Annotated in this window: 22 protein-coding genes; 4 read left to right on the forward strand and 18 right to left on the reverse strand. The window is 71.8% G+C overall.

The window, feature by feature from the left end; all coding sequences use genetic code 11:
- Nucleotides 1-3 precede the first annotated feature (3 nt).
- Genes tsaE through glmS form a run of 5 tightly spaced genes read right to left on the reverse strand, consistent with a single transcriptional unit; the run spans nucleotide 4 to nucleotide 4,999 of the window.
- Nucleotides 4-513: a tRNA (adenosine(37)-N6)-threonylcarbamoyltransferase complex ATPase subunit type 1 TsaE gene (gene tsaE, locus DEJ28_RS16665; RefSeq protein WP_111116840.1), complete on the reverse strand. Its 510-nt coding sequence runs from the start codon at nucleotides 511-513 to the stop codon at nucleotides 4-6.
- Complete coding sequence (alr, locus tag DEJ28_RS16670; RefSeq protein ID WP_181433811.1) at nucleotides 510-1,673, reverse strand: alanine racemase; 1,164 nt, start codon at nucleotides 1,671-1,673, stop codon at nucleotides 510-512. Before alr (DEJ28_RS16670) ends, tsaE begins: the two co-directional genes overlap by 4 nt.
- Complete coding sequence (gene alr / locus DEJ28_RS16675; protein ID WP_111116841.1) at nucleotides 1,670-2,773, reverse strand: alanine racemase; 1,104 nt, start codon at nucleotides 2,771-2,773, stop codon at nucleotides 1,670-1,672. The genes alr (DEJ28_RS16670) and alr (DEJ28_RS16675) overlap by 4 nt, the downstream gene beginning before the upstream one ends.
- Complete coding sequence (locus DEJ28_RS16680) at nucleotides 2,770-3,144, reverse strand: holo-ACP synthase (RefSeq protein WP_111116842.1); 375 nt, start codon at nucleotides 3,142-3,144, stop codon at nucleotides 2,770-2,772. Before DEJ28_RS16680 ends, alr (DEJ28_RS16675) begins: the two co-directional genes overlap by 4 nt.
- Nucleotides 3,145-3,151: 7 nt before the next feature.
- Complete coding sequence (gene glmS / locus DEJ28_RS16685; protein ID WP_111116843.1) at nucleotides 3,152-4,999, reverse strand: glutamine--fructose-6-phosphate transaminase (isomerizing); 1,848 nt, start codon at nucleotides 4,997-4,999, stop codon at nucleotides 3,152-3,154.
- 70 nt (nucleotides 5,000-5,069) lie between these two features.
- Between glmS and DEJ28_RS16690 the strand changes: the two genes are divergently transcribed.
- A complete protein-coding gene (locus tag DEJ28_RS16690; protein ID WP_111116844.1) occupies nucleotides 5,070-5,555 on the forward strand; it encodes a glutathione peroxidase in 486 nt (161 codons plus the stop codon).
- 110 nt (nucleotides 5,556-5,665) lie between these two features.
- Entirely contained in the window at nucleotides 5,666-6,610 is a 945-nt protein-coding gene (gene coaA / locus DEJ28_RS16695; protein ID WP_111116845.1) for a type I pantothenate kinase, read from the forward strand.
- A gap of 242 nt (nucleotides 6,611-6,852) precedes the next feature.
- Here coaA and glmM read toward each other — a convergent pair whose 3' ends face one another.
- From glmM to truA, 6 genes are all read right to left on the reverse strand, one after another.
- A complete protein-coding gene (gene glmM, locus DEJ28_RS16700; RefSeq protein ID WP_111116924.1) occupies nucleotides 6,853-8,226 on the reverse strand; it encodes a phosphoglucosamine mutase in 1,374 nt (457 codons plus the stop codon).
- A 22-nt stretch (nucleotides 8,227-8,248) separates the two neighbouring features.
- Nucleotides 8,249-8,734, reverse strand: a complete 486-nt coding sequence (gene rpsI, locus DEJ28_RS16705) for a 30S ribosomal protein S9 (RefSeq protein ID WP_111116925.1) — start codon at nucleotides 8,732-8,734, stop codon at nucleotides 8,249-8,251.
- A 38-nt stretch (nucleotides 8,735-8,772) separates the two neighbouring features.
- Nucleotides 8,773-9,219, reverse strand: coding sequence for a 50S ribosomal protein L13 (gene rplM, locus DEJ28_RS16710; protein ID WP_071292521.1), 447 nt, complete (start codon nucleotides 9,217-9,219; stop codon nucleotides 8,773-8,775).
- Nucleotides 9,220-9,650: 431 nt separating this feature from the next.
- Nucleotides 9,651-12,419, reverse strand: a complete 2,769-nt coding sequence (locus DEJ28_RS16715) for an ExeM/NucH family extracellular endonuclease (protein WP_111116980.1) — start codon at nucleotides 12,417-12,419, stop codon at nucleotides 9,651-9,653.
- 153 nt (nucleotides 12,420-12,572) lie between these two features.
- The gene (locus tag DEJ28_RS16720) at nucleotides 12,573-13,319 is read right to left on the reverse strand and encodes an MBL fold metallo-hydrolase (RefSeq protein ID WP_111116926.1); all 747 of its coding nucleotides are present in this window, start codon (nucleotides 13,317-13,319) and stop codon (nucleotides 12,573-12,575) included.
- On the reverse strand, nucleotides 13,316-14,239 hold the full coding sequence (gene truA / locus DEJ28_RS16725) for a tRNA pseudouridine(38-40) synthase TruA (protein ID WP_258368219.1): 924 nt from the start codon (nucleotides 14,237-14,239) through the stop codon (nucleotides 13,316-13,318). The genes DEJ28_RS16720 and truA overlap by 4 nt, the downstream gene beginning before the upstream one ends.
- Nucleotides 14,240-14,411: 172 nt before the next feature.
- Between truA and DEJ28_RS16730 the strand changes: the two genes are divergently transcribed.
- Together DEJ28_RS16730 and DEJ28_RS16735 are read left to right on the forward strand one after the other, a co-directional pair.
- Nucleotides 14,412-15,401, forward strand: a complete 990-nt coding sequence (locus tag DEJ28_RS16730) for an ATP-binding cassette domain-containing protein (RefSeq protein ID WP_111116927.1) — start codon at nucleotides 14,412-14,414, stop codon at nucleotides 15,399-15,401.
- Entirely contained in the window at nucleotides 15,398-16,231 is an 834-nt protein-coding gene (locus DEJ28_RS16735; RefSeq protein WP_181433824.1) for an ABC transporter permease, read from the forward strand. Before DEJ28_RS16730 ends, DEJ28_RS16735 begins: the two co-directional genes overlap by 4 nt.
- Here DEJ28_RS16735 and DEJ28_RS16740 read toward each other — a convergent pair.
- From DEJ28_RS16740 to rpsK, 7 genes are all read right to left on the reverse strand, one after another.
- Nucleotides 16,200-19,430, reverse strand: coding sequence for an AfsR/SARP family transcriptional regulator (locus DEJ28_RS16740; RefSeq protein ID WP_111116928.1), 3,231 nt, complete (start codon nucleotides 19,428-19,430; stop codon nucleotides 16,200-16,202). The genes DEJ28_RS16735 and DEJ28_RS16740 overlap by 32 nt on opposite strands.
- A gap of 50 nt (nucleotides 19,431-19,480) precedes the next feature.
- On the reverse strand, nucleotides 19,481-19,969 hold the full coding sequence (locus tag DEJ28_RS16745) for an SRPBCC family protein (RefSeq protein ID WP_111116929.1): 489 nt from the start codon (nucleotides 19,967-19,969) through the stop codon (nucleotides 19,481-19,483).
- Nucleotide 19,970: 1 nt separating this feature from the next.
- Nucleotides 19,971-20,375 (reverse strand): ArsR/SmtB family transcription factor, encoded by a 405-nt coding sequence (locus DEJ28_RS16750; RefSeq protein WP_111116930.1) that lies wholly within the window; start codon nucleotides 20,373-20,375, stop codon nucleotides 19,971-19,973.
- Nucleotides 20,376-20,414: 39 nt separating this feature from the next.
- Complete coding sequence (locus DEJ28_RS16755; protein ID WP_111116931.1) at nucleotides 20,415-21,533, reverse strand: FUSC family protein; 1,119 nt, start codon at nucleotides 21,531-21,533, stop codon at nucleotides 20,415-20,417.
- A gap of 107 nt (nucleotides 21,534-21,640) precedes the next feature.
- The gene (gene rplQ / locus DEJ28_RS16760; protein WP_111116932.1) at nucleotides 21,641-22,228 is read right to left on the reverse strand and encodes a 50S ribosomal protein L17; all 588 of its coding nucleotides are present in this window, start codon (nucleotides 22,226-22,228) and stop codon (nucleotides 21,641-21,643) included.
- Between the two features lie 68 nt (nucleotides 22,229-22,296).
- Nucleotides 22,297-23,292, reverse strand: coding sequence for a DNA-directed RNA polymerase subunit alpha (locus DEJ28_RS16765; RefSeq protein WP_022906362.1), 996 nt, complete (start codon nucleotides 23,290-23,292; stop codon nucleotides 22,297-22,299).
- 205 nt (nucleotides 23,293-23,497) lie between these two features.
- Entirely contained in the window at nucleotides 23,498-23,896 is a 399-nt protein-coding gene (gene rpsK, locus DEJ28_RS16770; protein ID WP_017885507.1) for a 30S ribosomal protein S11, read from the reverse strand.
- Nucleotides 23,897-23,900: the final 4 nt, after the last annotated feature.

The raw sequence follows: 23,900 nt of genomic DNA on the forward strand, positions 1-23,900 counted from the left end.
CGGTCAGAGGGCGGCGTCGTCCCAGCGCGGACCCGTGCCCGTGACGACCACACGACGGGGTTCGTCGGGGACGTCGTCCGGGTCGACGTCGTCGGTGGCGGGCGCGTCCGCTCCGGTCGCACGGATGATCTCGACGTCGAGGACACTGTCGGTGATGCCGTCGACGAAACCCCGGCCCCACTCGACCACGACGATCGACGCGTCCCAGTCGAGGTCGAGGTCGTCGAGCTCGAGCGGGTCGGACAACCGGTACGCGTCCACGTGCACGAGGTCCGGGCCGGCGGTCGTCGGGTGGGTGCGGGCGAGGACGAACGTCGGGCTCGACACCTGTCCCCGGGCACCGAGCGCGGCACCGAGACCGCGGGTCAGCGTGGTCTTGCCGGCGCCGAGCGGTCCGGTGAGCACGACGAGGTCACCGGCCCGGAGCACCGCGGCCAGACGTGCCCCGAGGGCGCCCATCTCGTCGGTGGTCGCGACGGTGGTGTCGAGCAGCACACGGGCCGACTCGGTCACGGCCGCTCGCCCCGCAGGTACTCGGCGACGTGGCCCTCGACGCGGTGCCCCTCGTAGACCCGCGGCACACGGGTGCCGATCCGGCAGACGATCTCCTCGCCGATGGTGCCGAGCGCCCGACCCCACTCGAGGACGGTCATCTCGTCGTGCTCGCCGGTGCCGAACAGCACCACGGTGTCCCCAACTTGCACGTCGTCGTCGCCGACGTCCACCAGGAACTGGTCCATCGCGACGCGACCGGCGATCGGGTAGCGGGTGCCGCCGATGGTGACCTCGATCCGGCCCTGTGCGAGTCGCGGCACACCGTCCGCGTAGCCGACGGGCACGAGGGCGAGGGTCGTCTCGTTGGCGGTCCGGTACGTGTAGTCGTACGAGACACCCGTGTCGACGGGCACCCGCTTCGTCTTCGCGACCGAGGCGGTCAGGGTCATCACGGGTTCGAGACCGAGGTCCGACGCCGAGACCCCGTCGGCCCCGGGGATGCCGAACAGGTTGGCACCCATCCGGACCATGTCCTTCCGGAACTCCTTGCGCTCCAGGCCGGCGAGCGAGGCGGCGACGTGCTCCATCGGGACGTCGAGCCCGAGGTCCTCGGCCTGCTCCACGGCGGCGTCGAAGAGGGCGACCGCGGACGCGTCGTCCTCGTCCGAGGACTCGGCGAGGTGCGTGTACGCGGCGACGACCTCGATCCGGCCGGCGCGCTGGGCGTCGACGGCGAGGGACACCAGCCCGGGCCAGGCCTCGAGGGTGGCGCCGTCACGGTGCAGCCCGGAGTCGACGCCGAGGTGCACCCGCGCCGGACGCTGGTCGACGGCGTCGATCACGCGCTGCAGTTCAGCGACGTTCGAGACGCCGAGGTCCACCGCGGAGTCGATGGCGTCGCGGAAGTCGAGGGCCGGGTCGTGCTGCCACGTGAAGAGGTGCACGTCCTCGCCGACGCCGATCGACCGCAGCCGCAGGGCGGCGGGGACCGTGAGCACCCCGATCCAGCGGATGCCGGCGTCGACGGCGGCGAGCGCGATCGGTTCGAGGCCGTGCCCGTAGGCGTCGGCCTTCATGATCGCCATCACCTCGACGGGGTCCATCCACTCACGGACCAGGTCGAGGTTGGCGCGGTAGGCATCGAGGTCGATCTCGGCCCGGCGCAGCGGCGCGTTCACGTCGTCCTCCGTTCCACGCTGCGGCCGACCCGGGCGACCACCTCGTAGTTGATCGTGCCGACCGCGGCGGCCCAGTCCTCCACCGCGGGGTCGCCGTTCGCCGGGTCGCCCCAGAGCACGGCCTCGTCGCCGATCTCCACGTCCGCGTCGCCGACGTCGACGTGCATCGCGTTCATCGCCACACGGCCGACGATCGGGAACGTCCGGTCCCCGATCCGGACCGAGACGCGGTTGCCGAAGTCGCGGTCGAAGCCGTCGGCGTAGCCGAGCCCGATGACGGCGAGACGGGTGTCGGCCTCGGCCCGCCAGGTGTAGCCGTAACTGACGCCCTCGCCCGCGCGCACCGGCACGGTCCGGAGCACCGCGGCCGTGACCCGCATCGCGGGCCGGAGGCCGAGGTCCGCCGACGTCCGGTCGGGGAAGGGGCTGAGGCCGTACAGCGCGAGCCCGACCCGCGCGAGGTCGTGCCGGGTCTCGGGGACGGCGATGCTCGCGGCGCTGGCGGCGAGGTGCACCACGTCCGGCACGATCCCGTTCGCGGCGAGGCCGTCGAGCGCTCGTTGCAGTGCGGCGTCCTGGTCGAGGTCGTCCGTCCGCGAGGCGTTCGACAGGTGTGACATGAGGCCCTCGACACGCGTTCGGGCGCCGCTCCGGGCGAGACGACCCGCGGTGGCGAAGAGCTCGGCCCACTCGGACTCGACGGCGCCGTTGCGGCTGAGGCCGGTGTCGACGCAGATGTGCACCGCGGGGACCTCGGAGTCCGCGGCGGCCGCCAGCTGCGATGCGCTCGACACCGCCGGCGTGACGCCGTACCGGGCAGCGCGGCGGAAGTCCTCGTCGGGGGCGTGCAGCCACGCGAGGATGCGGACCCCCTCGTCGATGCCCGCCTGCCGCAGGGCGACGGCCTCGTCGATGTCCGCGACGCCGAGCCACTCCGCACCGGCGTCCACGAAGGCCTGCGCGGCCTCGGCGGCACCGTGGCCGTACCCGTTCGCCTTGACGACCGCGATGACGCCGGACGGCGCGACCCGTTCGGCGACCGTCGCGTAGTTGGCGATCAGGGCTTCTCGGTCGAGCGTGATGCCGGTGAACGCACTCACTGTTGGTCCCCTTCCAGGACGACGAACGCGGTCGCGATCCCGCCGTCGTGCGAGAGCGACAGGTGCACGGACCCGACGCCACGTGCCTCCGCCACCTGTTGCGCTCCGCGGCGCAGCGTGAGCGACGGGTTCCGCTGGTCGTCCGAGACGACCTCGAGGTCCTGCCAGCTCAGTCCGGCACTCGACCCGAAGGCCTTGATCAGGGCCTCCTTCGCCGCGAACCGTGCGGCGAGCGAGGCGATCGGGCGCGGTTCCCCGTCCCGCACCAGTTCGGCGGGGGTGAAGAGCCGCGTGCGCATCGCCGGCGTGCGGTCGAGCACACGCCCGAACCGCTCCAGGTCGACGACGTCGACACCGATGCCGATGATCATCGTGCGACTACTCGACGGTGACCGACTTCGCGAGGTTGCGCGGCTGGTCGACGTCGAGGCCCTTGGCCGCGGCGAGCTCCATGCCGAACATGTGCAGCGGCGCCACGGCGAGCAGCGGCTCGAACAGCGGCGTCGCGAGCGGGATGCGCAGGACCTCGTCCGCGAAGGGCAGCACGGCGGCGTCGCCTTCCTCGGCGATGGCGATCACCCGGGCACCCCGGGCGCGGATCTCCTGGATGTTCGACACGACCTTCGGGTGCAGCGACCGCGGGTCACGCGGGGACGGCACGATCACGAAGACGATCTGGCCGGGCTCGATGAGGGCGATCGGTCCGTGCTTGAGCTCACCGGCGGCGAAGCCCTCGGCGTGGATGTACGCGAGCTCCTTGAGCTTCAGGGCGCCCTCGAGCGCGATCGGGTACCCGACGTGGCGGCCGAGGAACAGCACGCTGCGGGTGTCCGCCATCCAGCGCGCGAGGTCCTTGATGCCGGACGCGTCGTCGATGGTCTGCTGCAGCTTCGGCGCGAGGCCCTCGAGCTCGGCGACCTGCTCCGCGATCTGCTCGGCCGTCATCGTGCCGCGCAGGGTGGCGAGGTGCAGCCCGAGCAGGTAGAGCGCGACGCCCTGCGCGATGAAGGCCTTCGTCGACGCGACGGCGACCTCGGGTCCGGCGTGCGTGTAGATCACCGCGTCGGACTCGCGCGGGATCGTCGCCCCCTGGGTGTTGCAGATCGACAGGACCTGCGCGCCCCGCTCACGCGCGTACTTGACGGCCATCAGCGTGTCCATCGTCTCGCCGGACTGGCTGATCGAGACGACGAGGGTGCGCTCGTCGAGCACCGGGTCGCGGTAGCGGAACTCGTGCGCGAGCTCGACCTCGACGGGCACGCGGGCCCACTGCTCGATGGCGTACTTGCCGAGGATGCCGGCGTACGCCGCGGTGCCGCAGGCGATGACGATGACGCGGTCGACGGTGGTGAGACGCTCGGCGATCGGGTCGAGGTCGGTCAGGGTGACGGCGCCGTCGTGCACGCGGCCGAGGATCGTCTTCGCGACGGCCTCGGGCTCCTCGCTGATCTCCTTCGCCATGAACGAGGTCCAGCCGCCCTTGTCGGCGGCGGAGGCGTCCCAGTTCACCTCGAACTCGCTCGGGGTCGCCGGGGTGCCGTCGAAGTGGATGACGTCCACGCCGTCGGGGCGGATCGTGGCGATCTCGTCCTGCCCGATCGCCAGGGCGCGCTGCGTGTACGCGACGAACGCGGCCACGTCGGAGCCCATGAAGTTCTCGCCGTCGCCGAGCCCCACCACGAGCGGGGAGTTGCGGCGGGCACCGACGACGACGCCGGGCTGGTCGGCGTGCACGACGAGGAGCGTGAAGGCCCCGTCGAGTCGCTGCACGGCCTGCTGCATCGCGGACGTCAGGTCACCGGTCTCGCGGAAGGCCCGCGCGACGAGGTGCGCGGCGACCTCGGAGTCGGTCTCGCTGAGGAACTGCACACCCTCGGCCTGCAGCTCCGCGCGGAGCTCGGAGAAGTTCTCGATGATGCCGTTGTGGATGAGGGCGAGCTTGCCGCCGTCCGCCAGGTGCGGGTGCGCGTTGCCGTCGGTCGGCCCGCCGTGGGTCGCCCACCGCGTGTGGCCGATGCCGGTGCCGCCGTCGGCGATCGGGTGCGCTTCGAGCTCGTCGACCAGGGCCTGGAGCTTGCCCGCCTTCTTGGCGGAGGCGAGTTCCTGCGACCCGTCGACGACGGCGATGCCCGCCGAGTCGTAGCCGCGGTACTCGAGACGACGAAGACCACCGAGGAGCACGTCCTGGCTGCTGTTGCTGCCGACGTAGCCGACGATTCCACACATGGGGACGATCCTACGGTCTGCCTGGGCGACGACCCTGCGAACCGGCGGGGCTGGGGATAACGTTTGGGCCATGGGACGGTTCGACGACATCGCGATCACGACACTGCACGGCGAGGACACCACGTTCGGCGCCTACGCGGACAAGGCGGTGCTGGTCGTGAACGTCGCGTCCCGGTGCGGTCTCGCGCCGCAGTACGAGCAGCTCGAGGCGCTGCAGAAGGAGTACGGCCCGCGGGGCTTCACGGTCCTCGGCTTCCCGAGCAACCAGTTCCTGCAGGAGCTCGGCTCCTCCGAGGCCATCGACGAGTACTGCTCCACCACGTGGGGTGTCACCTTCCCGATGTCCGAGAAGGTGAAGGTCAACGGCAAGGGTGCGCACCCGCTCTACCAGGCCCTCAAGGAGACCGCGGACGCCGACGGCAAGGCCGGTCGCGTCACGTGGAACTTCGAGAAGTTCCTCATCGCACCGGACGGCACCGTGTCTCGCTTCCGTCCGACCACGAAGCCGGATGCCCCGCAGGTCATCGCCGCCATCGAGGCGGCCCTCCCCGCCTGATCAGCGCAGGCTGCGGGACGTGCGCGCCCACGGTGGTCGGCCTGGAGGCGCGGATCACGTGAGCGGATCCGCTCACGTGATCCGCGCCTCCAGTCAGTACGCTCGTTCCCATGCCGATCCCGGACACCGCCGTCGCGCACCCGACCCCCTTCGTGGAGATCCCGCGCGGCGAGTGGTCGCAGCTCGCCCCCAAGGAGCACCTCTCCCTGACCGAGACGGAGATCGTGCAGCTCCGCGGTCTCGGTGACCGGCTCGACATGCAGGAGGTGCAGGAGGTCTACCTGCCGCTCTCCCGGCTGTTGACGCTGTACGCCGCCGGGGCTCGGAACCTGCACGCCGAGACCAGTCGGTTCCTCGGGGACCGTGCCGGACGCACGCCGTTCGTGATCGGTGTCGCCGGGTCCGTCGCGGTCGGCAAGTCCACGGTCGCGCGTCTGCTGCGGGAGCTCACGAAGCGCTGGCCGGACACCCCGCGTGTCGAGCTCGTGACGACCGACGGTTTCCTCTACCCGAACGCCGAGCTCGAGCGGCGCGGGATCATGGACCGGAAGGGCTTCCCGGAGTCCTACGACCGTCGCTCCCTGCTGCGTTTCGTCAGCCAGGTGAAGAGCGGCGCGGCCGAGGTGCGGGCGCCGTACTACTCGCACCTCGTGTACGACATCGTGCCCGACGCCGAGATCGTCGTGCGGCAGCCGGACGTCCTCATCGTCGAGGGCCTCAACGTGCTCGCGCCGCCGGTGCACGGACGGCTGGCCCTGTCCGACCTGTTCGACTTCACGATCTACGTCGACGCGAAGACGAAGGACATCGAGGCCTGGTACGTCGATCGTTTCCTCGCCCTGCAGGAAGAGGCGTTCGCGAGCCCGGACTCCTTCTTCCACCGCTTCGCGTCGCTCTCCCGCGAGGACGCCGTGCGGACCGCGACCGAGGTGTGGCGCGCGATCAACGAGCCGAACCTCATCGAGAACGTGCTGCCGACCCGGTCGCGGGCGACGCTCGTGCTGAAGAAGGCCGCGGACCACAAGGTGTCGTCGGTCCTGCTCCGCAAGATCTAGGCGCGGGGGCGGCGGCGCGCGCCGCGCCGTGCGCGGGCGGGCGGCGGGCGGCGGCGCGCGCCGCGCCGTGCGCGGGCGGGCGGCGGGGCGCGGGCGGCGGGAGCTGCGATCGCACCCCCACACGAACATCGCGCCCCGGTGTGACGGGGCGCGATGTTCGTACGGGGGTGCGAAGTGCGGCGGGCCGACGGCCGGCAGCCGGCCAGCCGGCGGGCCGGCGGCCGGCGGCCGGCGGCCGGCACCTACGCGGCGTCGAGCGTCAGGCGCTCCTGCACCACGGCGGAGAGCTCGTCGGCGATGCGCTGCGCGGCCTCTTGTGAGGCGGCCTCGACCATCACGCGGACGACCGGCTCGGTGCCCGACGGACGGAGCAGCACGCGGCCGGTGTCCCCGAGGGCCTCGGTGGCGGCAGCGATGGCGTCCTGCACACCCTGGTCGGCGAGCCCGTGTCGGTCGACACCGCGCACGTTGACGAGGACCTGCGGGAAGACCGTCATGCACGAGGCGAGCTCCTGCAGGGACTTGCCCGTCCGCGCCATTTCGGCGACGAGGTGCAGCCCCGTGAGGATGCCGTCGCCCGTCGTGGCGAACTCGTTGAAGATGATGTGGCCGGACTGCTCGCCACCGAGGGAGAAGTCCCCCTCGGTCATCTTCTCGAGCACGTAACGGTCGCCCACGCCGGCCTCGATCACCGTGATGCCGGCGTTCGCCATGGCCCGCTTGAGGCCGAGGTTCGACATCACCGTGGCGACGAGCGTGTCGTCCTTGAGGTGTCCGCGCTCCTGCAGCGCGAGCGCGAGGATCGCCATGATCTGGTCGCCGTCGATCGCGTTGCCGGCGGCGTCCACCGCGAGGCAGCGGTCCGCGTCGCCGTCGTGGGCGATGCCGACGTCGGCACCGTGCGACAGCACCGCGCGGGCGAGGTTGTCGATGTGCGTGGAGCCGACACCGTCGTTGATGTTCATGCCGTCCGGGTCGGCACCGATCAGCGTGACCTTGGCCCCGGCGTTGACGAACACCTCGGGCGAGACACCGGCCGCGGCACCGTTCGCGCAGTCGAGCACGACGTGGATGCCCTCGAGCCGGTTCGGCAGCGTGCCGAGCAGGTGGACGACGTAGCGGTCCTCGGCGTCGGCGAAGCGGGTGATCCGGCCGACGTCACCACCGGTGGGCGTGGGCGCGGAGTGGTCGTGCATGGCCGCTTCGATGCGGTCCTCGACCTCGTCCGGGAGCTTCCGGCCGCCGGCGGCGAAGAACTTGATCCCGTTGTCGGGCGCGGGGTTGTGCGACGCGGAGATCATCACGCCGAAGTCGGCGTCGATGTCCGCGACGAGGAACGCGGCTGCGGGGGTCGGGATGACCCCGGCGTCGAGCACGTCGACGCCGGCGGAGGCGAGCCCGGCCGCGACCGCGGAACCCAGGAACTCGCCGGAGACGCGCGGATCGCGCGCCAGGACCGCGCGGGGGCGCGGTCGACCGGACGCCCGCCGGGCGTCCGCATGGTGTCCGTGTGTGAGAACGGCCGCGCTCGCCTGGGCAAGACCCAGTGCGAGCGCGGCCGTCAGCTCGCCGTTGGCGAGACCACGAACCCCGTCGGTACCGAACAGACGCGGCATGGCGATCGTCAGCCGGTGACGACTAGCGCTTCGAGAACTGCGAAGCCTTGCGGGCCTTCTTGAGACCGGCCTTCTTGCGCTCGATGACGCGGGCGTCACGGGTGAGGAAGCCGGCCTTCTTGAGGGCCGCGCGGTTGTTCTCGCGGTCGATCTCGTTCAGGGTGCGGGCGATGGCGAGGCGGAGCGCGCCAGCCTGACCCGAGGGGCCGCCACCGGTGATGCGGGCGACGACGTCGTACGAGCCGAGGAGCTCGAGGACCTTGAACGGGTCGTTGATGAGCTGCTGGTGCAGCTTGTTGGGGAAGTAGTCCTCGAGCGAACGGCCGTTCACCACGAACGTGCCGGAGCCCGGCACGAGGCGAACACGCGCGATGGCCTCCTTGCGGCGCCCGACGGCACCGCCGGAGACGTTGAGGATCTGACGGGGAGCGGCCTCGGCAGCGGCAGGTGCGCTCTCCGTGGTGAAGCTCTCCGGGGTCTGGTCGAGGGAGTCAGCGATCTGAGCCATGAGTTTTCTCTAGTCCTTGGAAGTCGTCGTGGCCGCTGTTACTGCGAGACCTGGTCGAAGGTGTACGTCTTGGGCTGCTGCGCGGCGTGGGGGTGCTCGGCACCCGCGTACACCTTGAGCTTCTTGAGCTGCTCGCGGCCCAGCGTGTTCTTCGGGAGCATGCCGCGGATCGCCTTCTCGACGGCGCGGGTCGGGTGCTTCTCGAGCATCTCCGGGTAGGAGGTCGCCGTGAGGCCGCCCGGGTAGCCCGAGTGGCGGTAGTAGACCTTCTTGGCGAGCTTGGAGCCGGTGAGGGCGACCTTGTCCGCGTTCACGATGATGACGTAGTCACCCATGTCCATGTGCTGGGCGAAGGTGGCCTTGTGCTTGCCACGCAGGAGCGCGGCGACGTGCGAGGCGAGGCGGCCGAGGACGACGTCGGTAGCGTCGATGACGATCCAGTCGTGCTGGACGTCTGCCGGCTTCGGTGAGAACGTGCGAGTCACAGGAGTGCTGCTTTCGTGTCGAGGTGAGGAGTCCGTGAATCCCACTCCGGTCGGGGTTCGGTGCGGCGGAAGCCGGTGGAACACCCGGGTGGAGGGCTCATCTGACTGTCTTGCGCGCGGGGCACGCAGACCAATGTGAGAGCCTACCGGACGCCCGTCGCCCCGGTCAAACCCGCGCGGCGCCGGCTCGCCCCCTTCCGCGCGTAGGAAGCCGTTCCGCGCATGGGCAGCCGTTCCGCGCGTAGGGGGCCGTTCCGCTCATGGGAAGCGCTTCCGCGCGTAGGGGGCAGGGATTTCCTGCATCCCATGCGCGATTCCGCTTCCTACCGCGGTTGTGATGGGAAGGAACGTCATGACTCGACCGAGCACACGGCCTGGAGGCGCGGTGCCAGCTGGCACCGCGCCTCCAGGCCGTCGGCTGGTCCGGTCCGTCAGCCGAACAGGCTGCGCAACCAGGCGATGAGCGCCGCGAGTGCGGCGAGCGCGTCCGCGATCGTGCCACCGCCGTGACCAGGGTTCCCACCGTGACCCGGGTTCCCACCGTGACCGGGCCCACCGTTTCCGGGGTCGCCCCCGTGACCCGGGTCCCCGCCGTCACCCGGCGCGGTGACGCCGGGCAGGTCGATGCCGACCAGGATCGGGTCGTGGTCGCTCGCGCGGTACACGTCGCCCTGGTAGAGGTCCGTGACGTTGTAGTCGTACCGGCTGTACTCCAGTCCGACGGACTCGACCGAGTTGATGTTCCAGATGTCCACGCCGGTGACGGTCCCCAGTGCCGCCGGTGATGCGAACACGTGGTCGAGGGAACCGCTCAGGCCGCTGAACACGTACGACCACTCGGAGGCGTCCTCGGTCGGCCCGAGGTCGGTGTAGCCGGCGGCGTCGAGGACGGCGACCGGGTCCTCCTGGCTGTAGGCGTTGAAGTCACCGAGCATGAACACCTTGTCGGTGCCGGCCTGTCGCTGCATCGCCGTCGAGAACGCGACGAGCGCCTTCGACTGCTCGACGCGGGAGTTGTTCGACGCGCCCTGGCCGTCGCCCTGGTCGGCATCGGCACCCGTGCCGGACCCCTTCGACTTGAAGTGGTTCGCGATCACGAGGAACGTGTCCTTCGCCGACGGCTTCGGGGCCTTCCCCTTGCCGGGCTTCGTGGGCACCGGGGCGAACGCCTGGGCGAGCGGCTGCCGGGCGTTCACGAACGCCGCCGAGTCGGTGAGGATCGTCGAGGCGCCGACCGGCTGGACGCGGTCCTTCTTGTAGATCAGTGCCAGACGGATGACGTCCTCGCTCGCCGGCACCTTCGCGGGCGACTTCGCGTACGCCCAGGTGTCCTTGCCGGTGGCGGTGTTGAGCGCCGCGACGAGCGTCGCGACCGCTGCGTCACGGTCCTGGCCGAACCGGGCGGAGTTCTCGATCTCCTCGAGGGAGACGACGTCGGCGCCGAGGCCGTTGATCGCCTTCACGATCTTCACCTGCTGGCGGGCCAGGTCGTCCGCGTTCGCGGCACCTCGGGCGTCGCAGCCGTCGCGCACCGTGACGGGGTCGCCGTCGCGGTCCGTGTAGTAGGTGCAGCCGGTGAGCTGGTCGCCGGTCGTCGGGAAGTAGTTGAGGACGTTGAAGCCGGCGAGGCGGATGTCTCCGCCGACGTTCTCCGGGGCGGCAGTTCGAACGTTCGAGAACGACGCCGGCAGGTCGGCCGCCGGGGTCGCGCCGGTGATCGGCGACGTCGGCTGGAACTTCCACGAGTCGTTCCGGTAGTCGAGGACCACCGGCCGGCCGAACGTCGCCGCTGCCCCCACGGTCACCGGGCCCTGGGTGAGCCACGACACCGGGATCGACTGGTTCGCCGCGGTGAGGAAGTTCGTGCTCGCCCCGTCGTCGAGGACCACCTTGCGTGCCGCGTTGTCCGCCGTGACCGCCGCTGCCTCGGCGCTGCCCGGTCGGGCCACCTCGGTCGGCTGGAGGAGCCGCTTCGTGCCCGAGGCCAGGACGACCTCGCCGTACTGGTTCGTCGTGTAGTTGTCGGCGACCGTGTAGTCGCCCTGCGGTGCGACGAGCATGCTCTCGAGCGACTCCCGCTGCGCGTCGGTGCGCGGGAACGCGAGGGTGGCCGGGACGGGCTGGACGACACCCTCGGCGGGGAGCGTCGTCAGGCCGGCGGCGGTGGGCACCGTCAGCTCGGTCAGGCCGTTGAACTCCGACACGGTGCCGGTCAGGCGCACTGCGTCGCCGATCGCCACGCTGCCGGCGGTCGCCGAGGAGTAGACGAAGACGGCGTCCGACGCGGTGTGGGTGGTGAGGTCCAGCGCCCCGCCGGTGCCGGCCGTCTGGATCGTGTAGCCGTTGAAGCCGCCGGTGGCGTAGACCGCGGTCACGACACCGTCGGTCGTGATCGCCTTGCCGGCGTAGGGCGAGGCGTCGCCCGTGCCCTGCAGCTGCGCGATCGAGATGGGCTCGGCCGGCGTGGTGGGGTCAGTGGGATCCGTCGGGTCGGTCGGGTCCGTCGGGTCGGTCGGGTCCGTCGGGTCGGTCGGCGTCGCGCCCGTCTCGCCCGCGGCGTTCTCGGGTGTGATCGACGCACCGAGCGTGAAGTCCGCCGCGTTCGAGTCGGTGTCCGTGGTGCCCGTGGTGCCCGTGCGGGTCAGGCCGTCCGGCACCGAGTTCGCCGTGCCGGCCGCCGCGACCGCGGTCTCGAAGGTGTTCGACGTGCCGTAGCCGAGCAGGTCGACGACTCCCGGGGTCCCCGACGTCACCGAGCCGGTGGGCAGCGAGAGCGCCGTCGCCTGGTCGGAGAGCACGAGGGTGCCGGTGGAGCCGGAGGGGTTCAGCCCGGTGACGGCGTCCGGCGTCGGCAGCGCGGCACCGGTCGTGCCGTTCGACCCCATCTGGACGAGGTAGGTGCCGTGGGCCGGGACGGACCCGCTGAGCTTCCCGACCGCGGGCGCACCGGTGCCCGTCGCGGCGCGGTACTGCACCGACCAGCCGTCGACGCTGACGGCGCTGTCGGTCGGGTTCCCGAGCTCGACGAACTTGTCGGTGAACGGCTGGTTCGCGCTGCCGCCCTTGAGGAAGGCCTCCGCGATGACCAGGCCGGTGCCGGCGGGGTTCGCGGAGGCTGCGGCGACGGAGACGAGCGGGGCCGCGAGCAACGCTGCGGCGGCTGTGGCGCACAGCACAGTGCGCGCGATGGATCTGTGCATGGTCCGCACGCTACCGACCTGCGGCGCCGCTCAGGTTTCCGGCGGGTGAACGATCCGTTCCACCCCTGATCGGGGTGCAGCCGCGGTCGGGTCCGACGCCGACGGGGCGGTGCGGCAGCGGCGCCGACGGGGCGGTGCCGACAGCGGTGCCGCTCAGGCGCTGACCGGCACCCACTCCGACCCGACCCGGTGCACCGCCGGACCGTGCCCCGGCAGCAGGATCTCCGGGATCGGCAGCGCCCGCGCGGAGGCGATCGCACGGTCCTGGTCGGCGGTGAAGAACGGCGTGATCATCCGCGGCCGCGGCGACCAGGACGCCGGCTGCGTGTCGTGCCGCGAGACCACCGCGTCCCCCGTGACGATCGCGTTCGCGGCGGGCAGCAGGTAGGCCGTGGACCCGTCGGTGTGCCCCTCAGCGGGCAGCGGCGTGATGGCCCGCCCGTCGAAGTCGGCGCCGGTGAAGGCGCGTGCGGACGACACGGTGGTGGGCCGGAGCGCGTCCGAGCGGATCGCCCGCGCGAGCCACCGGAGGACCCGCGGCGACGCCAGGCGTCCACCGATCTCGGCCGGGGTGACCTGCTGTCGGCCCGGTCCGCGCACGTTGTCGAGTTCGTCGGCGTGGGCGAGCACCTCGACGTCGGGGTACCGCGCGAGGATCCCCGGGAGGCCGCCGACGTGGTCGACGTGCCCGTGGGTGACGTAGACGCGGCGCAGGTCGTCGAGGTCGTGGCCGGCGTACTGCACGGTCTCGAGCACGAGGTCGGTGTCGGCGGGGTAGCCCGCGTCGATGAGGGCGACGCCGTCCTCCTCGGCCAGCACGACCCAGTTCGACACGGGGCCCTCGACGAAGACCACTCCGGGTGCGACGGACACGACGGAGCGGGGTTCGCGGGAGGTCATCCCTCGACGGTACCGTCCGCCGTGCGCCGCGCCCGCGTCTGCTCCGCGCGCGCGGCGAGCTCGTCGTCCGCCGGGTACCCGACCTCGGTCAGGGTGAGTCCCTTCGCCGGCGCCACCTTGAACTCGCTCGTCCGCGCCTGCGCGCTCCGCAGCTCCTCGAGACGCTCCGGCCCGAACCGTCCGTCACCCACCGCGATGGTCGCCCCGACCATCGCACGCACCATGGAGTGGCAGAACGCATCGGCCTGGAGGCGCGCCACCAGGACGCCGTCCGGCTCGCGGTCCCAGCGGAACTCCTGCAACGTCCGGATCGTGGTCGCGCCCTCGCGCGGCTTGCAGAACGTCGCGAAGTCGTGCAACCCCAGCAACCGCAGCGCACCGCGCTCCATCGCCGCCGGGTCCAGACGCGACGGGTGCCAGACGGTGTGCCCGCGCCGACGTGGATCGCGGGGGGCGTCGGCGTCCGCGATCCGGTACTCGTAACGCCGCCAGAGCGGGGAGAACCGGGCGTCGAACCCGTCCGGGGCGACCGATGCCCGCGTGACGACGACGTCGCCGTCGGGAGCGGCGAGGCCGTTGACGCGCTTGACGAGTCCGTCGAGCGAGGTCCGCGGCGGCCCGTCCGGTGCGGATCGACGCGGACGGGTGAGGGCGCCCCACTGCTCGGGCGTGAGGTCGACGTGGGCGACCTGGCCGGCGGCGTGGACGCCGGCGTCGGTGCGTCCGGCGACGGTGAGCTGCGGCGGCCGGCCCCATCGGGTGAAGACCGTGGCGAGCGCGCTCTCGAGGGCGCCCTGCACGGTCCGGAGGCCCGGCTGCCGGGCCCACCCGGAGAACGCGGCCCCGTCGTACGCGATGTCGAGCCGGAGCCGCACGCCGCTGCCGTCGCTGCCGCCGTCCACGCTGACCGTCTCGTCCACGCGACCACCGTACCGGGGCCGCACCGCGCCTCCAGGCAGTCCTCCACAGCACCCGCCTGACGTGCGTCGTCCACTGATGTCAGCGGCACGTCAGTGCGGTGTGAGCGCCGGGCGGCACGATCGTCCTCGACATCGACGAACCGCGTCGAGTCGCACGAAAGGACCTGGGCGAATGACCACCACACCGCTCGCGGTCGAGGCCATCGGCCTCGTGAAGACCTTCGGGACGAACCGGGCAGTGGACGGTGTCGACCTCCGAGTGGAGGCCGGGACGGTCTACGGCGTGCTCGGTCCGAACGGCGCCGGCAAGACCACCACCATCTCCATGCTCGCGACCCTGCTGCGTCCGGACGGCGGTGAGGCCCGCGTCTTCGGGCACGACGTCCGCCGCGAAGCCCAGGTCGTCCGCTCCCTCATCGGCGTCACCGGGCAGTACGCGAGCGTCGACGAGACGCTCAGCGCGACCGAGAACCTCGTCATCTTCGCGCGCCTGCTCGGCCTCGGCCGGGCCGAGTCGAAGCGGAAGGCCGTCGAGCTGCTCGAGCGCTTCGGCCTGACCGAGGCCGCCTCGCGCCCGCTCAAGAACTTCTCCGGGGGCATGCGCCGGCGTCTCGATCTGGCTGCGAGCCTCATCGCCCAGCCGCCGTTGATCTTCCTCGACGAACCGACGACCGGCCTCGACCCCCGGACCCGCTCGCAGATGTGGGACACCATCCGCGAACTCGTGGCGACCGGTTCGACGGTGCTGCTGACGACGCAGTACCTCGACGAGGCCGACCAGCTCGCCGACCGCATCGCCGTGATCGACCACGGACGCGTGGTGGCCGAGGGCACGAGCGACGAGCTGAAGTCGAGCATCGGCTCGGCGTCGCTGCAGCTCCGGCTGACCGATGCGCTCCGACTCGACGCCGCTCGTGCCATCGTCCGGAACACCCTCGGCGTGGACGCGGTGGCGAGTCCCGAGGGCTCCCGACTCACCGCGCCGATGTCCGACCCGGACCGCGTGACCGACCTCCTCGTGTCGTTCCGCGAGGCCGGCATCTCCCTCGCCGAGATGAGCGTGCAGAAGCCCACGCTCGACGAGGTCTTCCTGACCATCACGGGCGCACCGGCGACGACCGACGACGACACCCAGCGCGAGCTCGAAGGGAGCATCGCATGACCACCATGACCCCCACCACGGGCACCTCCACACCACGGGTCGCCCCACGCCCCGGCGTCGGCGGCTCCGGTCTCGGCGCCACGGTCCGGCAGTCCTTCACGATGGCGTACCGCGGCCTGGTGAAGGTCCGGCGGACGCCCGAGCAGCTGTTCGACGTCACCCTGATGCCGATCATCTTCACCGTGATGTTCACGTACATCTTCGGTGGCGCGATCGCCGGCGACATCGCCAGCTACCTGCCGATCATCATCCCCGGCATCCTCGTGCAGACGAACATCACGTCGTCGATCGTCACCGGCGTCCAGCTCCGCGAGGACATGGACAAAGGCGTGTTCGACCGCTTCAAGTCCCTGCCGATCGCCCGCATCGCACCGCTCGCCGGCGCCCTGCTGGCGGACACGGTCCGGTACGCGATCGCGACGACGATCACCTTCGTCACGGGCTTCGCGATGGGGCTCCGTCCCGAGGGCGGGTTCGGCTCGGTCGTCCTCGCCGGCCTGCTCGTGGTCGTGGTCGCCTGGGCGGTCAGCTGGATCTTCGCCTACTTCGGCGTCATCGCACGCACGGCGTCGAGCGTCTCCGGCATCTCGAACATGGTGCTGTTCCCGCTGACGTTCCTGTCGAACGCCTTCGTGCCGACCGACACCCTGCCGGACTGGCTGCGCTGGTTCTCCGAGGTGAACCCGATCTCGCACCTCATCACCGCCGTGCGCGACCTCATCAACCACGGCACCGTGACGGGCGACCTCTGGATCAGCCTGCTCGGCGCCGCCGTGATCGTCGCGGTGTTCGCCCCGCTCACCGTCCGGGCGTACATGCGGAAGGCGTGAACCGCAGCTCCTCGAGCAGGAGCCTCGCCCGCGCGACGGCCTCGGCCCGGTCCCACCCGGCCGAGGCCGTCTCGGCGTCGGCGAGCGCTGCGTCGCCGACCACGGCGGCCAGCACCGGCCGGACGCGGGTGTGCAGCAGCACGGCGAAGTCCTGCCGGGAGCCGAGCCGGGTGGCGAAGGACCAGCACCGGGCCGCGTGGTCCGCTCGGCCGGTGCGGGCCGCGGCGATCGCCAGTCCGAGGAACGCCGTGCCGATGACGGGCAGGTCGAGCCACCACGGGTGGACACGGAGCATCACGAGGGCTCCGACACGCAGGCGGCGGGCGACCGCGGTGCGGTTCGCGTCGGCCTGGAGGCGCGGCTCGGCTCCGGCGGGCGCGCTCGCCGCCGCCTCGTCCTCCGCCGCGAGTCGTGCCGCGCCTGCCATCAGGGACCAGTGCGGCGTCTGCTTCCGGTACGGGAACACGAAGTCCCAGGCTCGCGCGTACTCGGCGGCTGCGCCGGCGAAGTCGCCGTCGTACCGGGCGCACTCGGCACCGATGGCGACGGCGAGCACACCGATCTGCGCGCGGTCGCCGTCGAAGCCGCCTCGCGCCTCCACGGGTCGGTGCTGCAGGTCGGCCGCGATCGACCGGGCGCGCACGACGTCGCCGGTGGACGCGGCACAGAGCCCGATCGTCCAGCCGATCTCGTACAGGTCGTCGTCGGCACCGAACCGTTCGAGCTGCTCCCGGGCGACCTCGGCGGCTTCCAGCGCTTCGGTGTGCCGGCCGGTCTGCGCGAGCAGCTGGGTCATGGTGACCGCGCCGGATCCCGTGGTCCAGGCGTCGTCGGTGACCCGCGCGAGCGCTGCGGCCCGCTTCGCGTAGCGCAGGGCGTCGTCGAAGTCACCGTCGTTCTCGGCGAGCGGCGCGCTGAGCATGTTCGCCAGGCAGGCGACGCCGGGGTCGGCGTCGTCGCGGTACCGGGCGAGCAGGGCGTGGCCGTCGGCCGGGCGGCCGAGGGTGAGGAGCAGTGCCGCCTGCGCGTCCAGGACGGCGAACCCGGTCGCCCCCGCACGCATCGTGCGCCGGAGCGTCGACACCGCGAGCGCGGCCGTCCGCCGGTCGGTGAACGCCGACGACGCACCGGTCACGACGAGCCCGAGCACCACGGCGGGGCGGTCCTCCGGCCGCTGCGACATCCGCCGGAGCACCGGGACGATCTCCGGTCCGATCGCGACGACCTCGCCGTGGGCACCGCGGAGCGTCCAGAACCCGCCGAGCGCGGCGAACAGGTGCGCGACCGCGGGTCCGTCGCCGGAACCGAGGGCCCAGCGCAGGAGCGTCACGAGGTTGTCGGCTTCCCGGCCGACCTCGCGGAACCGGTCGAGCTGCGCTTCCCCGGTCAGGGTGAACAGGTTCCGGTCCGCGGCGAAGTCCCGCCCCCAGCCGATCATCGCCCGGCGCACGGCGTCGGTGGTCCCGCGCTCGTCGAGGCGCGCGGCCCCGAACTCGCGGACGGTCTCGAGCAGGCGGTAGCGGACGGGCTCCCCCTCGTGCTCGACGAGCTGGACGAGGGACTGCTCGACGAGTTCGGCGAGGTCGTCCAGCGCGTCGTCCCGTCGGTCCGGCGCGGCCACGGCCTCGACGGCGTCGACGGCGAGGCCGTCCGGGAACAGGGCGAGCCGGGTGAGCAGGTCCTGCGCTCCCGTGTCGAGCAGCCGCCAGCTCCACTCGATGACGGCGAGCAGGGTGCGGTGCCGTTCCGGAGCGCTGCGGTCGCCGCCCCGGAGCAGCGCGAACCGGTCGTCGAGCCGTCGTTCGATGTCGGCGGCACTCATGCCGCGGATGCGCGCGGCGGCGAGCTCGATCGCGAGCGGCGACCCGTCGAGCCTGGTGCAGATCCGGCGGACGGCGTCGACGGGCAGCACGGCACCGGGTCGTGCTGCCCGGGCGCGCTCGGTGAACAGCCGGACCGCAGCGCCGTCGGCCTCGACCGGCAGGGGCGCGAGGGGCGCCACGGCCTCGCCGGCGATCGCGAGCGGCGACCGCGACGTCGTCAGGATCCGGAGTTCCGGGGCGGCGGCGAGCAGGTCGGCGGCGATCGCGGCGACGGCGTCGACGAGGTGTTCGCAGTTGTCCAGCACGAGCAGGGTCGGACCGTCGGCGAGCGCTCGGACGACCCGGCTCCGCAGGTCGGCGACCACGACGTCACGGAGGGACCGCGCGGAGCGGAACTCGGCGATCCCGAGCAGTGCCCCGAGGGCGGGGACGACGTCCTCGGCGGCGAGCGGAGCCAACTCGAACACGACGACACCGCACGTCGCCGGCACGTCGGCGGCGACCGCCTGCGCGAGACGGGTCTTGCCGAGCCCGCCCGCGCCGAGGATCGTCACGAGGCGGTTCCGGGACAGCAGGTCCGTGACCGCGTCGACGTCGTCCTGCCGCCCGACCAGCGCGTTCGGCGCTGCCCGGAGGCCGATGCGGCGGGCCCGCCCGGTGTCGGCAGCCGATCGACGGAGCAGGTCGGCGTTCAGGCGCACCAGGTCGGCGGAGGGATCCGCACCGAGCTCGTCCACGAGACGGTCGCGGTGCGCGGCGAAGACGGCGAGCGCCTCGGCGGTGCGTCCCGCGGCGACGAGCGCGTGCATGCACCCGGCGACGGCGACCTCGTCGAAGGGGTTCGCCTGGGCCTCCGTCGTCCAGACGTCCACGGCCTCGTCGGCGTGGCCGGCGTCGAGGAGCGCCGTGCCGAGCGACCGGCGGAGCGCGCGCCGGGCAGCGGCGGCCCGTTCGGCGAGCGCGTCGCCGAGGTCGCCGTCGACGTCGTCGCCCGGCGTCCCCCGCCAGAGGTCCAGCGCAGCGCGGACGACGTCCGGTGCCGCGTGGTCCGCCGCCGAGCGTTCGGCGCGTGCGAGGTCGACGTCGTCGGGGTCGCACCCGAGTGCGTACCCGGTGCTGGTGGAGACGACGACGCCGTCCGCCAGGGTCCGCCGCAGTCGGGACACGAGCGTCTGCAGGGCGGCACGGGCGCCGCGGGGCTGGTCGGCCGGCCAGAGCTCGTCGATGAGCGCCTCGGTCGTCACGGCGTGCCCGCGTGCGAGCACGAGCGCGGTGAGGAACGACCGCGCGAGGGCCCCGGGGACGGGCGTCGGCAACCCCGAGGGGCCCGCGACCGTCACGGGTCCGAGGACGGCGACGCGGGGCTGCTCGGGCACAGTGCGAGTCTACGGACGGCGATGCCGGTCGGACACCGCGCGGACCGGCCTCAGACCGCCCGGTAGCGGGCCTGCAGCTCGGCGTACCGCGCGTCCCAGTCGAACGCCGCGATCCCGTCGAGGTCGCCGGCGAGGTCGAGCTCCAGCAACTCGAGGTAGGTGTGCCAGCCGGCGCCGTAGTTCCGGCTCGCGACGCCGTCGTGCTCGAGTCGGAGGGCAGCCCCGTCCGGCACGGCTGCGACCGTCAGGACGACCGTCGTCTCGTCCTCACCGCGCGCCTGCCACGTGGTCGTGAACGACCGCGGCGGATCGCACGCCGTGACGGTGCCCTCGGTGAAGGCGGTCCCGTCGTCGTACCGCGCGAGCCAGCGTCCCCCGAGCCGCAGGTCACCCTCGTACGGTGCCATCCACCGCGAGAGCCGCGCGCGGTCGGTCACCGCGTCCCAGAGGTCCTCGGGCGTGGTCGGGTAGGTCTGGGCGAACCGGAGGAGGTACCCGCCGGTCGGTGAGTCCTCGATGGTGCCGTCGGTGGTGCGCATGTCATGACTCCTCGTCGTGTCGTGCTGCGTCGGATGGTGCTGCGTCGGATGGTGCTGCGTCGTGCTCGGGCCGCGGCGCATCCGGTCGCTGGCGGCGGCCGCGGGCGATCTCGGTGGTGAGGGCGTCGAGCCGCTGCCGCCAGAGCGCGCGGTACCGTTCGACGGCGTGGTCGAGCTCGTCGACCGCGCGGGCTTCCAGCCGGTACACACGCGACGTCCCACGAGGTGCAGCGGACGCGAACCCGGCCTCGCGCAGGACCCGGAGGTGTCGGGAGACCGCGGGCTGGGAGATGCCGAACTCTCCGGCGATGACGTCCGTCAGTGCGCCGGCGGTGTGGTCGTCCTCGGCGAGGAGCTCGACCAGCCGTCGACGGACCGGGTCACCGAGGACGTCGAATGCGTGCACGTCGCCAGTCTATAACCTAAGCGTTATAGAAATCGACGGTCAGTCCCGTGCGCGTCCGTGCGCCGACGGGCCGGTCCGGGTGTCGAGGTCGCTCGTCGCACGGCGCTCCGACTCGACGATGCCCCGGAGCGCGACGAGCGCCGCGGAGGTCACCGCCACGTGCGAGGGGTTCTCGCGCGAGGCGTCGAGCGCCCGCTCGACCTCCGCGATGGCATCGTCGCCCGCTTCCTCCGGACTGTCGCCACGGATCACCCGGGAGATCTGCCGCATCGCCTTCGACAACGGCTCCGCGAACGCCGGGTCGGGTCGCCCGAGCCCCTCGGACACCGGCCCGGACCGTGCGACGAGCTCCGTGAGGTCCGTCGTGTACCAGGCCACCCGCTCGAGCGCCCGGAAGCGTGCCCCGTCCTTCTGCAGCCGTGCACGCGACCCCCGGAGCGCGCCGCGGGGGTTGAGCCGTCTGCTCTCGTGCGCGATGGACACCCGGGAACGCACGTCGGCGATCGCCCGGTCGAGCCGGTCCTGCTGGTGGTCCCACGCCTTCTCGTCGCGCTTGCCTTCCTCGAGCACGTTCGCGAGCCCGTCCAGGTGGTCAGCGAGGACCTCGTTCACCGCGTCGATGCGGTGCTCGGCGTCCCAGAAGTGCAGCGGCGGGAAGACGAGGAAGTTCACGAGCAGTCCGACCGTGACCCCGACGGCCATCTGCACGAGGTACCCGAGCGAGTACCCCTCGGCATGCGCGCCGCCGACGAGCAGGACGAACAACGCCGCCGTCGACACCCACGAGCTGCCCTCCCCGAGCACGCGGAAGCCGCCCACGAGCACCCCGATGCCGACCGCGAGCGCGACCGCGAGGAACCCGGGGTCCCCCACCCACATCGTGAACCCGGCGATGAGGATCCCGAGGCCGATCCCCACGAGCGTCTGCACCCCGCTCCGGATCCCGGCGAACACGGTCGTCTGCATCGCCACGACGGCGCCGAGCGGTGCGTAGTACGGGTACTCGGCTGCGACACCGGGGACGTGCCGGGCGACGAACCAGGCGATCACCGCGGCGGCGGCGGCCTTGCCGGCGTGCAGCAGGCGTGGCTGGGTCCCCGAGGTCCGGCTCCACCGCCAGATCCGGGTACCGACCCCCGCGACGTGCTCGAAGGGCATGTGTTCCTCTCGTCGTGTCGGCCGGACAGGATACGGGACGCATCCCCGGAACACGAGGAAGCCCCCGCGACGTGCGTCGCGGGGGCTTCCTCGTGGTGGTGTTCGGACTACTTGCTGTCGTCCGACTTCGCAGCAGCGTCTTCCTCGACCTCGGCAGCAGCCTCGGTCTCGGACTCCTCGGCGACCGGAGCGGACTCCTCGGTGGTCTCGGTCTCCTCGACCGGGGCCTCCTCGGTGCTGGTCTCGTCGGTGCTGGTCTCGTCGGCGGCAGGCTCCTCGACCGGCGCAGCGGCGGCCGGAGCAGCGTTGCGCGTCACCGGCGCGGGCGTGCCCGACACCGGCTCGAGGACGAGCTCGATCGACGCGAGGGGAGCGTTGTCGCCCTTGCGGAAACCGAGCTTCGTGATGCGGGTGTAGCCGCCCTGACGGTCGGCGACCTGCGGAGCGATCTCCGTGAACAGCGTGTGCACAACGGACTTGTCGCGGAGGGCGGCGATGACCCGACGACGAGCGTGCAGGTCGCCGCGCTTCGCGAACGTGATGAGCCGCTCGGCGACCGGACGGAGGCGCTTGGCCTTCGTCTCGGTGGTGGTGATGCGACCGTGCGTGAACAGGGCGTTGGCGAGGTTGCTCAGGAGCAGGCGCTCGTGGGCGGGGCCGCCACCGAGGCGGGGGCCCTTGGTGGGCTTCGGCATGTCAGTTCTCCAGTGGTGAAAGAGTTGTGCGCGCTACGTCAGCGGCACGCTTGCGCGTGAGCGCGAGGTCAGTTGTTGGACTCGTCCTCGTCGTACCCGCTGTAGAAGTGGGCGCCGTCGAATCCGGGGACGGTGTCCTTGAGGGACAGGCCGAGCTCGGTGAGCTTGTCCTTGACCTCGTCCACCGACTTCTGACCGAAGTTGCGGATGTTCATGAGCTGCGTCTCCGACAGGGCGACGAGCTCGGACACCGTGTTGATGCCCTCCCGCTTGAGGCAGTTGTAGCTGCGGACCGACAGGTCGAGGTCCTCGATCGGGGTCTGCAGCTCGTTCGAGAGCACCGCGTCGACCGGCGCGGGGCCGATCTCGATGCCCTCGGCCGCCGTGTTGAGCTCACGGGCGAGCCCGAACAGCTCGACGAGCGTCCGGCCGGCCGATGCGATGGCGTCGCGCGGCGTGATGGCCGGCTTCGACTCGACGTCGACGACCAGGCGGTCGAAGTCCGTGCGCTCACCGGCACGCGTCGCCTCGACGCGGTAGGTGACCTTGAGGACCGGGGAGTAGATCGAGTCGATCGGGATCTGACCGGCCTCGCTGAACTCCGAGCGGTTCTGGGTCGCCGAGACGTAGCCACGGCCACGCTCGATCGTCAGCTCGAGCTCGAAGCGCGCGGTGTCGTTCAGGGTCGCGATGACGAGGTCCGGGTTGTGGATCTCGACGCCGGCCGGCGCGGAGATGTCCGCAGCGGTGACCTGACCGGCACCCTGCTTGCGCAGGTACGCCGTGATCGGCTCGTCGTGCTCGCTGGAGACGACCAGGCTCTTGATGTTGAGGATGATCTCGGTGACGTCTTCCTTGACACCGGGAACGGTGCTGAATTCGTGGAGGACGCCGTCGATGCGGATGCTGGTGACAGCCGCACCGGGGATCGAGGAGAGGAGCGTGCGGCGCAGCGAGTTGCCGAGGGTGTAGCCGAAGCCCGGCTCGAGCGGCTCGATGACGAAGCGCGAGCGGAACTCGGAGATCGTTTCCTCGGTCAGGGTGGGGCGCTGTGCAATGAGCACTGTGGGATTCCTTTCGGCGAAGTGTCCGCTATATGACACTTGGCGGTACGACGGGGCCAGCCGGGCCCCGACGGGTCTGTTGAGTTGTGATCACGCGCACTGATGTGCGCGATCGAACGACCAGGAATGGCCGCGGGCCCTGCCCGGCCCCGTCGGAGTGGATCCGATCAGGGGACGAGCAGGGCGCGGCCGGTTGCTCCTCGCGTCAGACGCGACGGCGCTTGGGCGGGCGGCACCCGTTGTGCGCCTGCGGCGTGACGTCGTTGATCGAGCCGACCTCGAGGCCAGCGGCCTGGAGGGAGCGGATCGCGGTCTCGCGGCCCGAACCCGGACCCTTCACGAAGACGTCGACCTTCTTGACGCCGTGCTCCTGCGCCTGACGCGCAGCGGACTCGGCGGCGAGCTGCGCCGCGAACGGCGTCGACTTGCGCGAACCCTTGAAGCCCACGGCTCCCGAGGACGCCCAGCTGAGGACGGCACCCGAGGGGTCGGTGATGCTGACGATCGTGTTGTTGAACGTGCTCTTGATGTGGGCCTGGCCCACAGCGACGTTCTTCTTCTCCTTGCGGCGCGGCTTGCGCGCGGCAGTCTTGGGGGTAGCCATCGGG

The organism is Curtobacterium sp. MCPF17_002, assembly GCF_003234115.2.
Classification (GTDB): Bacteria; Actinomycetota; Actinomycetes; order Actinomycetales; family Microbacteriaceae; genus Curtobacterium.

What these genes read in the sequence shown, in the direction of transcription:
- DEJ28_RS16680 (WP_111116842.1), bottom strand. Translation starts at nt 3,144, where the DNA reads ATGATCATCGGCATCGGTGTCGACGTCGTCGACCTGGAGCGGTTCGGG.
- glmS (WP_111116843.1), bottom strand. Translation starts at nt 4,999, where the DNA reads ATGTGTGGAATCGTCGGCTACGTCGGCAGCAACAGCAGCCAGGACGTG.
- DEJ28_RS16690 (WP_111116844.1), top strand. Translation starts at nt 5,070, where the DNA reads ATGGGACGGTTCGACGACATCGCGATCACGACACTGCACGGCGAGGAC.
- coaA (WP_111116845.1), top strand. Translation starts at nt 5,666, where the DNA reads ATGCCGATCCCGGACACCGCCGTCGCGCACCCGACCCCCTTCGTGGAG.
- glmM (WP_111116924.1), bottom strand. Translation starts at nt 8,226, where the DNA reads ATGCCGCGTCTGTTCGGTACCGACGGGGTTCGTGGTCTCGCCAACGGC.
- rpsI (WP_111116925.1), bottom strand. Translation starts at nt 8,734, where the DNA reads ATGGCTCAGATCGCTGACTCCCTCGACCAGACCCCGGAGAGCTTCACC.
- DEJ28_RS16715 (WP_111116980.1), bottom strand. Translation starts at nt 12,419, where the DNA reads ATGCACAGATCCATCGCGCGCACTGTGCTGTGCGCCACAGCCGCCGCA.
- DEJ28_RS16720 (WP_111116926.1), bottom strand. Translation starts at nt 13,319, where the DNA reads ATGACCTCCCGCGAACCCCGCTCCGTCGTGTCCGTCGCACCCGGAGTG.
- DEJ28_RS16730 (WP_111116927.1), top strand. Translation starts at nt 14,412, where the DNA reads ATGACCACCACACCGCTCGCGGTCGAGGCCATCGGCCTCGTGAAGACC.
- DEJ28_RS16735 (WP_181433824.1), top strand. Translation starts at nt 15,398, where the DNA reads ATGACCACCATGACCCCCACCACGGGCACCTCCACACCACGGGTCGCC.
- DEJ28_RS16745 (WP_111116929.1), bottom strand. Translation starts at nt 19,969, where the DNA reads ATGCGCACCACCGACGGCACCATCGAGGACTCACCGACCGGCGGGTAC.
- DEJ28_RS16755 (WP_111116931.1), bottom strand. Translation starts at nt 21,533, where the DNA reads ATGCCCTTCGAGCACGTCGCGGGGGTCGGTACCCGGATCTGGCGGTGG.
- rplQ (WP_111116932.1), bottom strand. Translation starts at nt 22,228, where the DNA reads ATGCCGAAGCCCACCAAGGGCCCCCGCCTCGGTGGCGGCCCCGCCCAC.
- rpsK (WP_017885507.1), bottom strand. Translation starts at nt 23,896, where the DNA reads ATGGCTACCCCCAAGACTGCCGCGCGCAAGCCGCGCCGCAAGGAGAAG.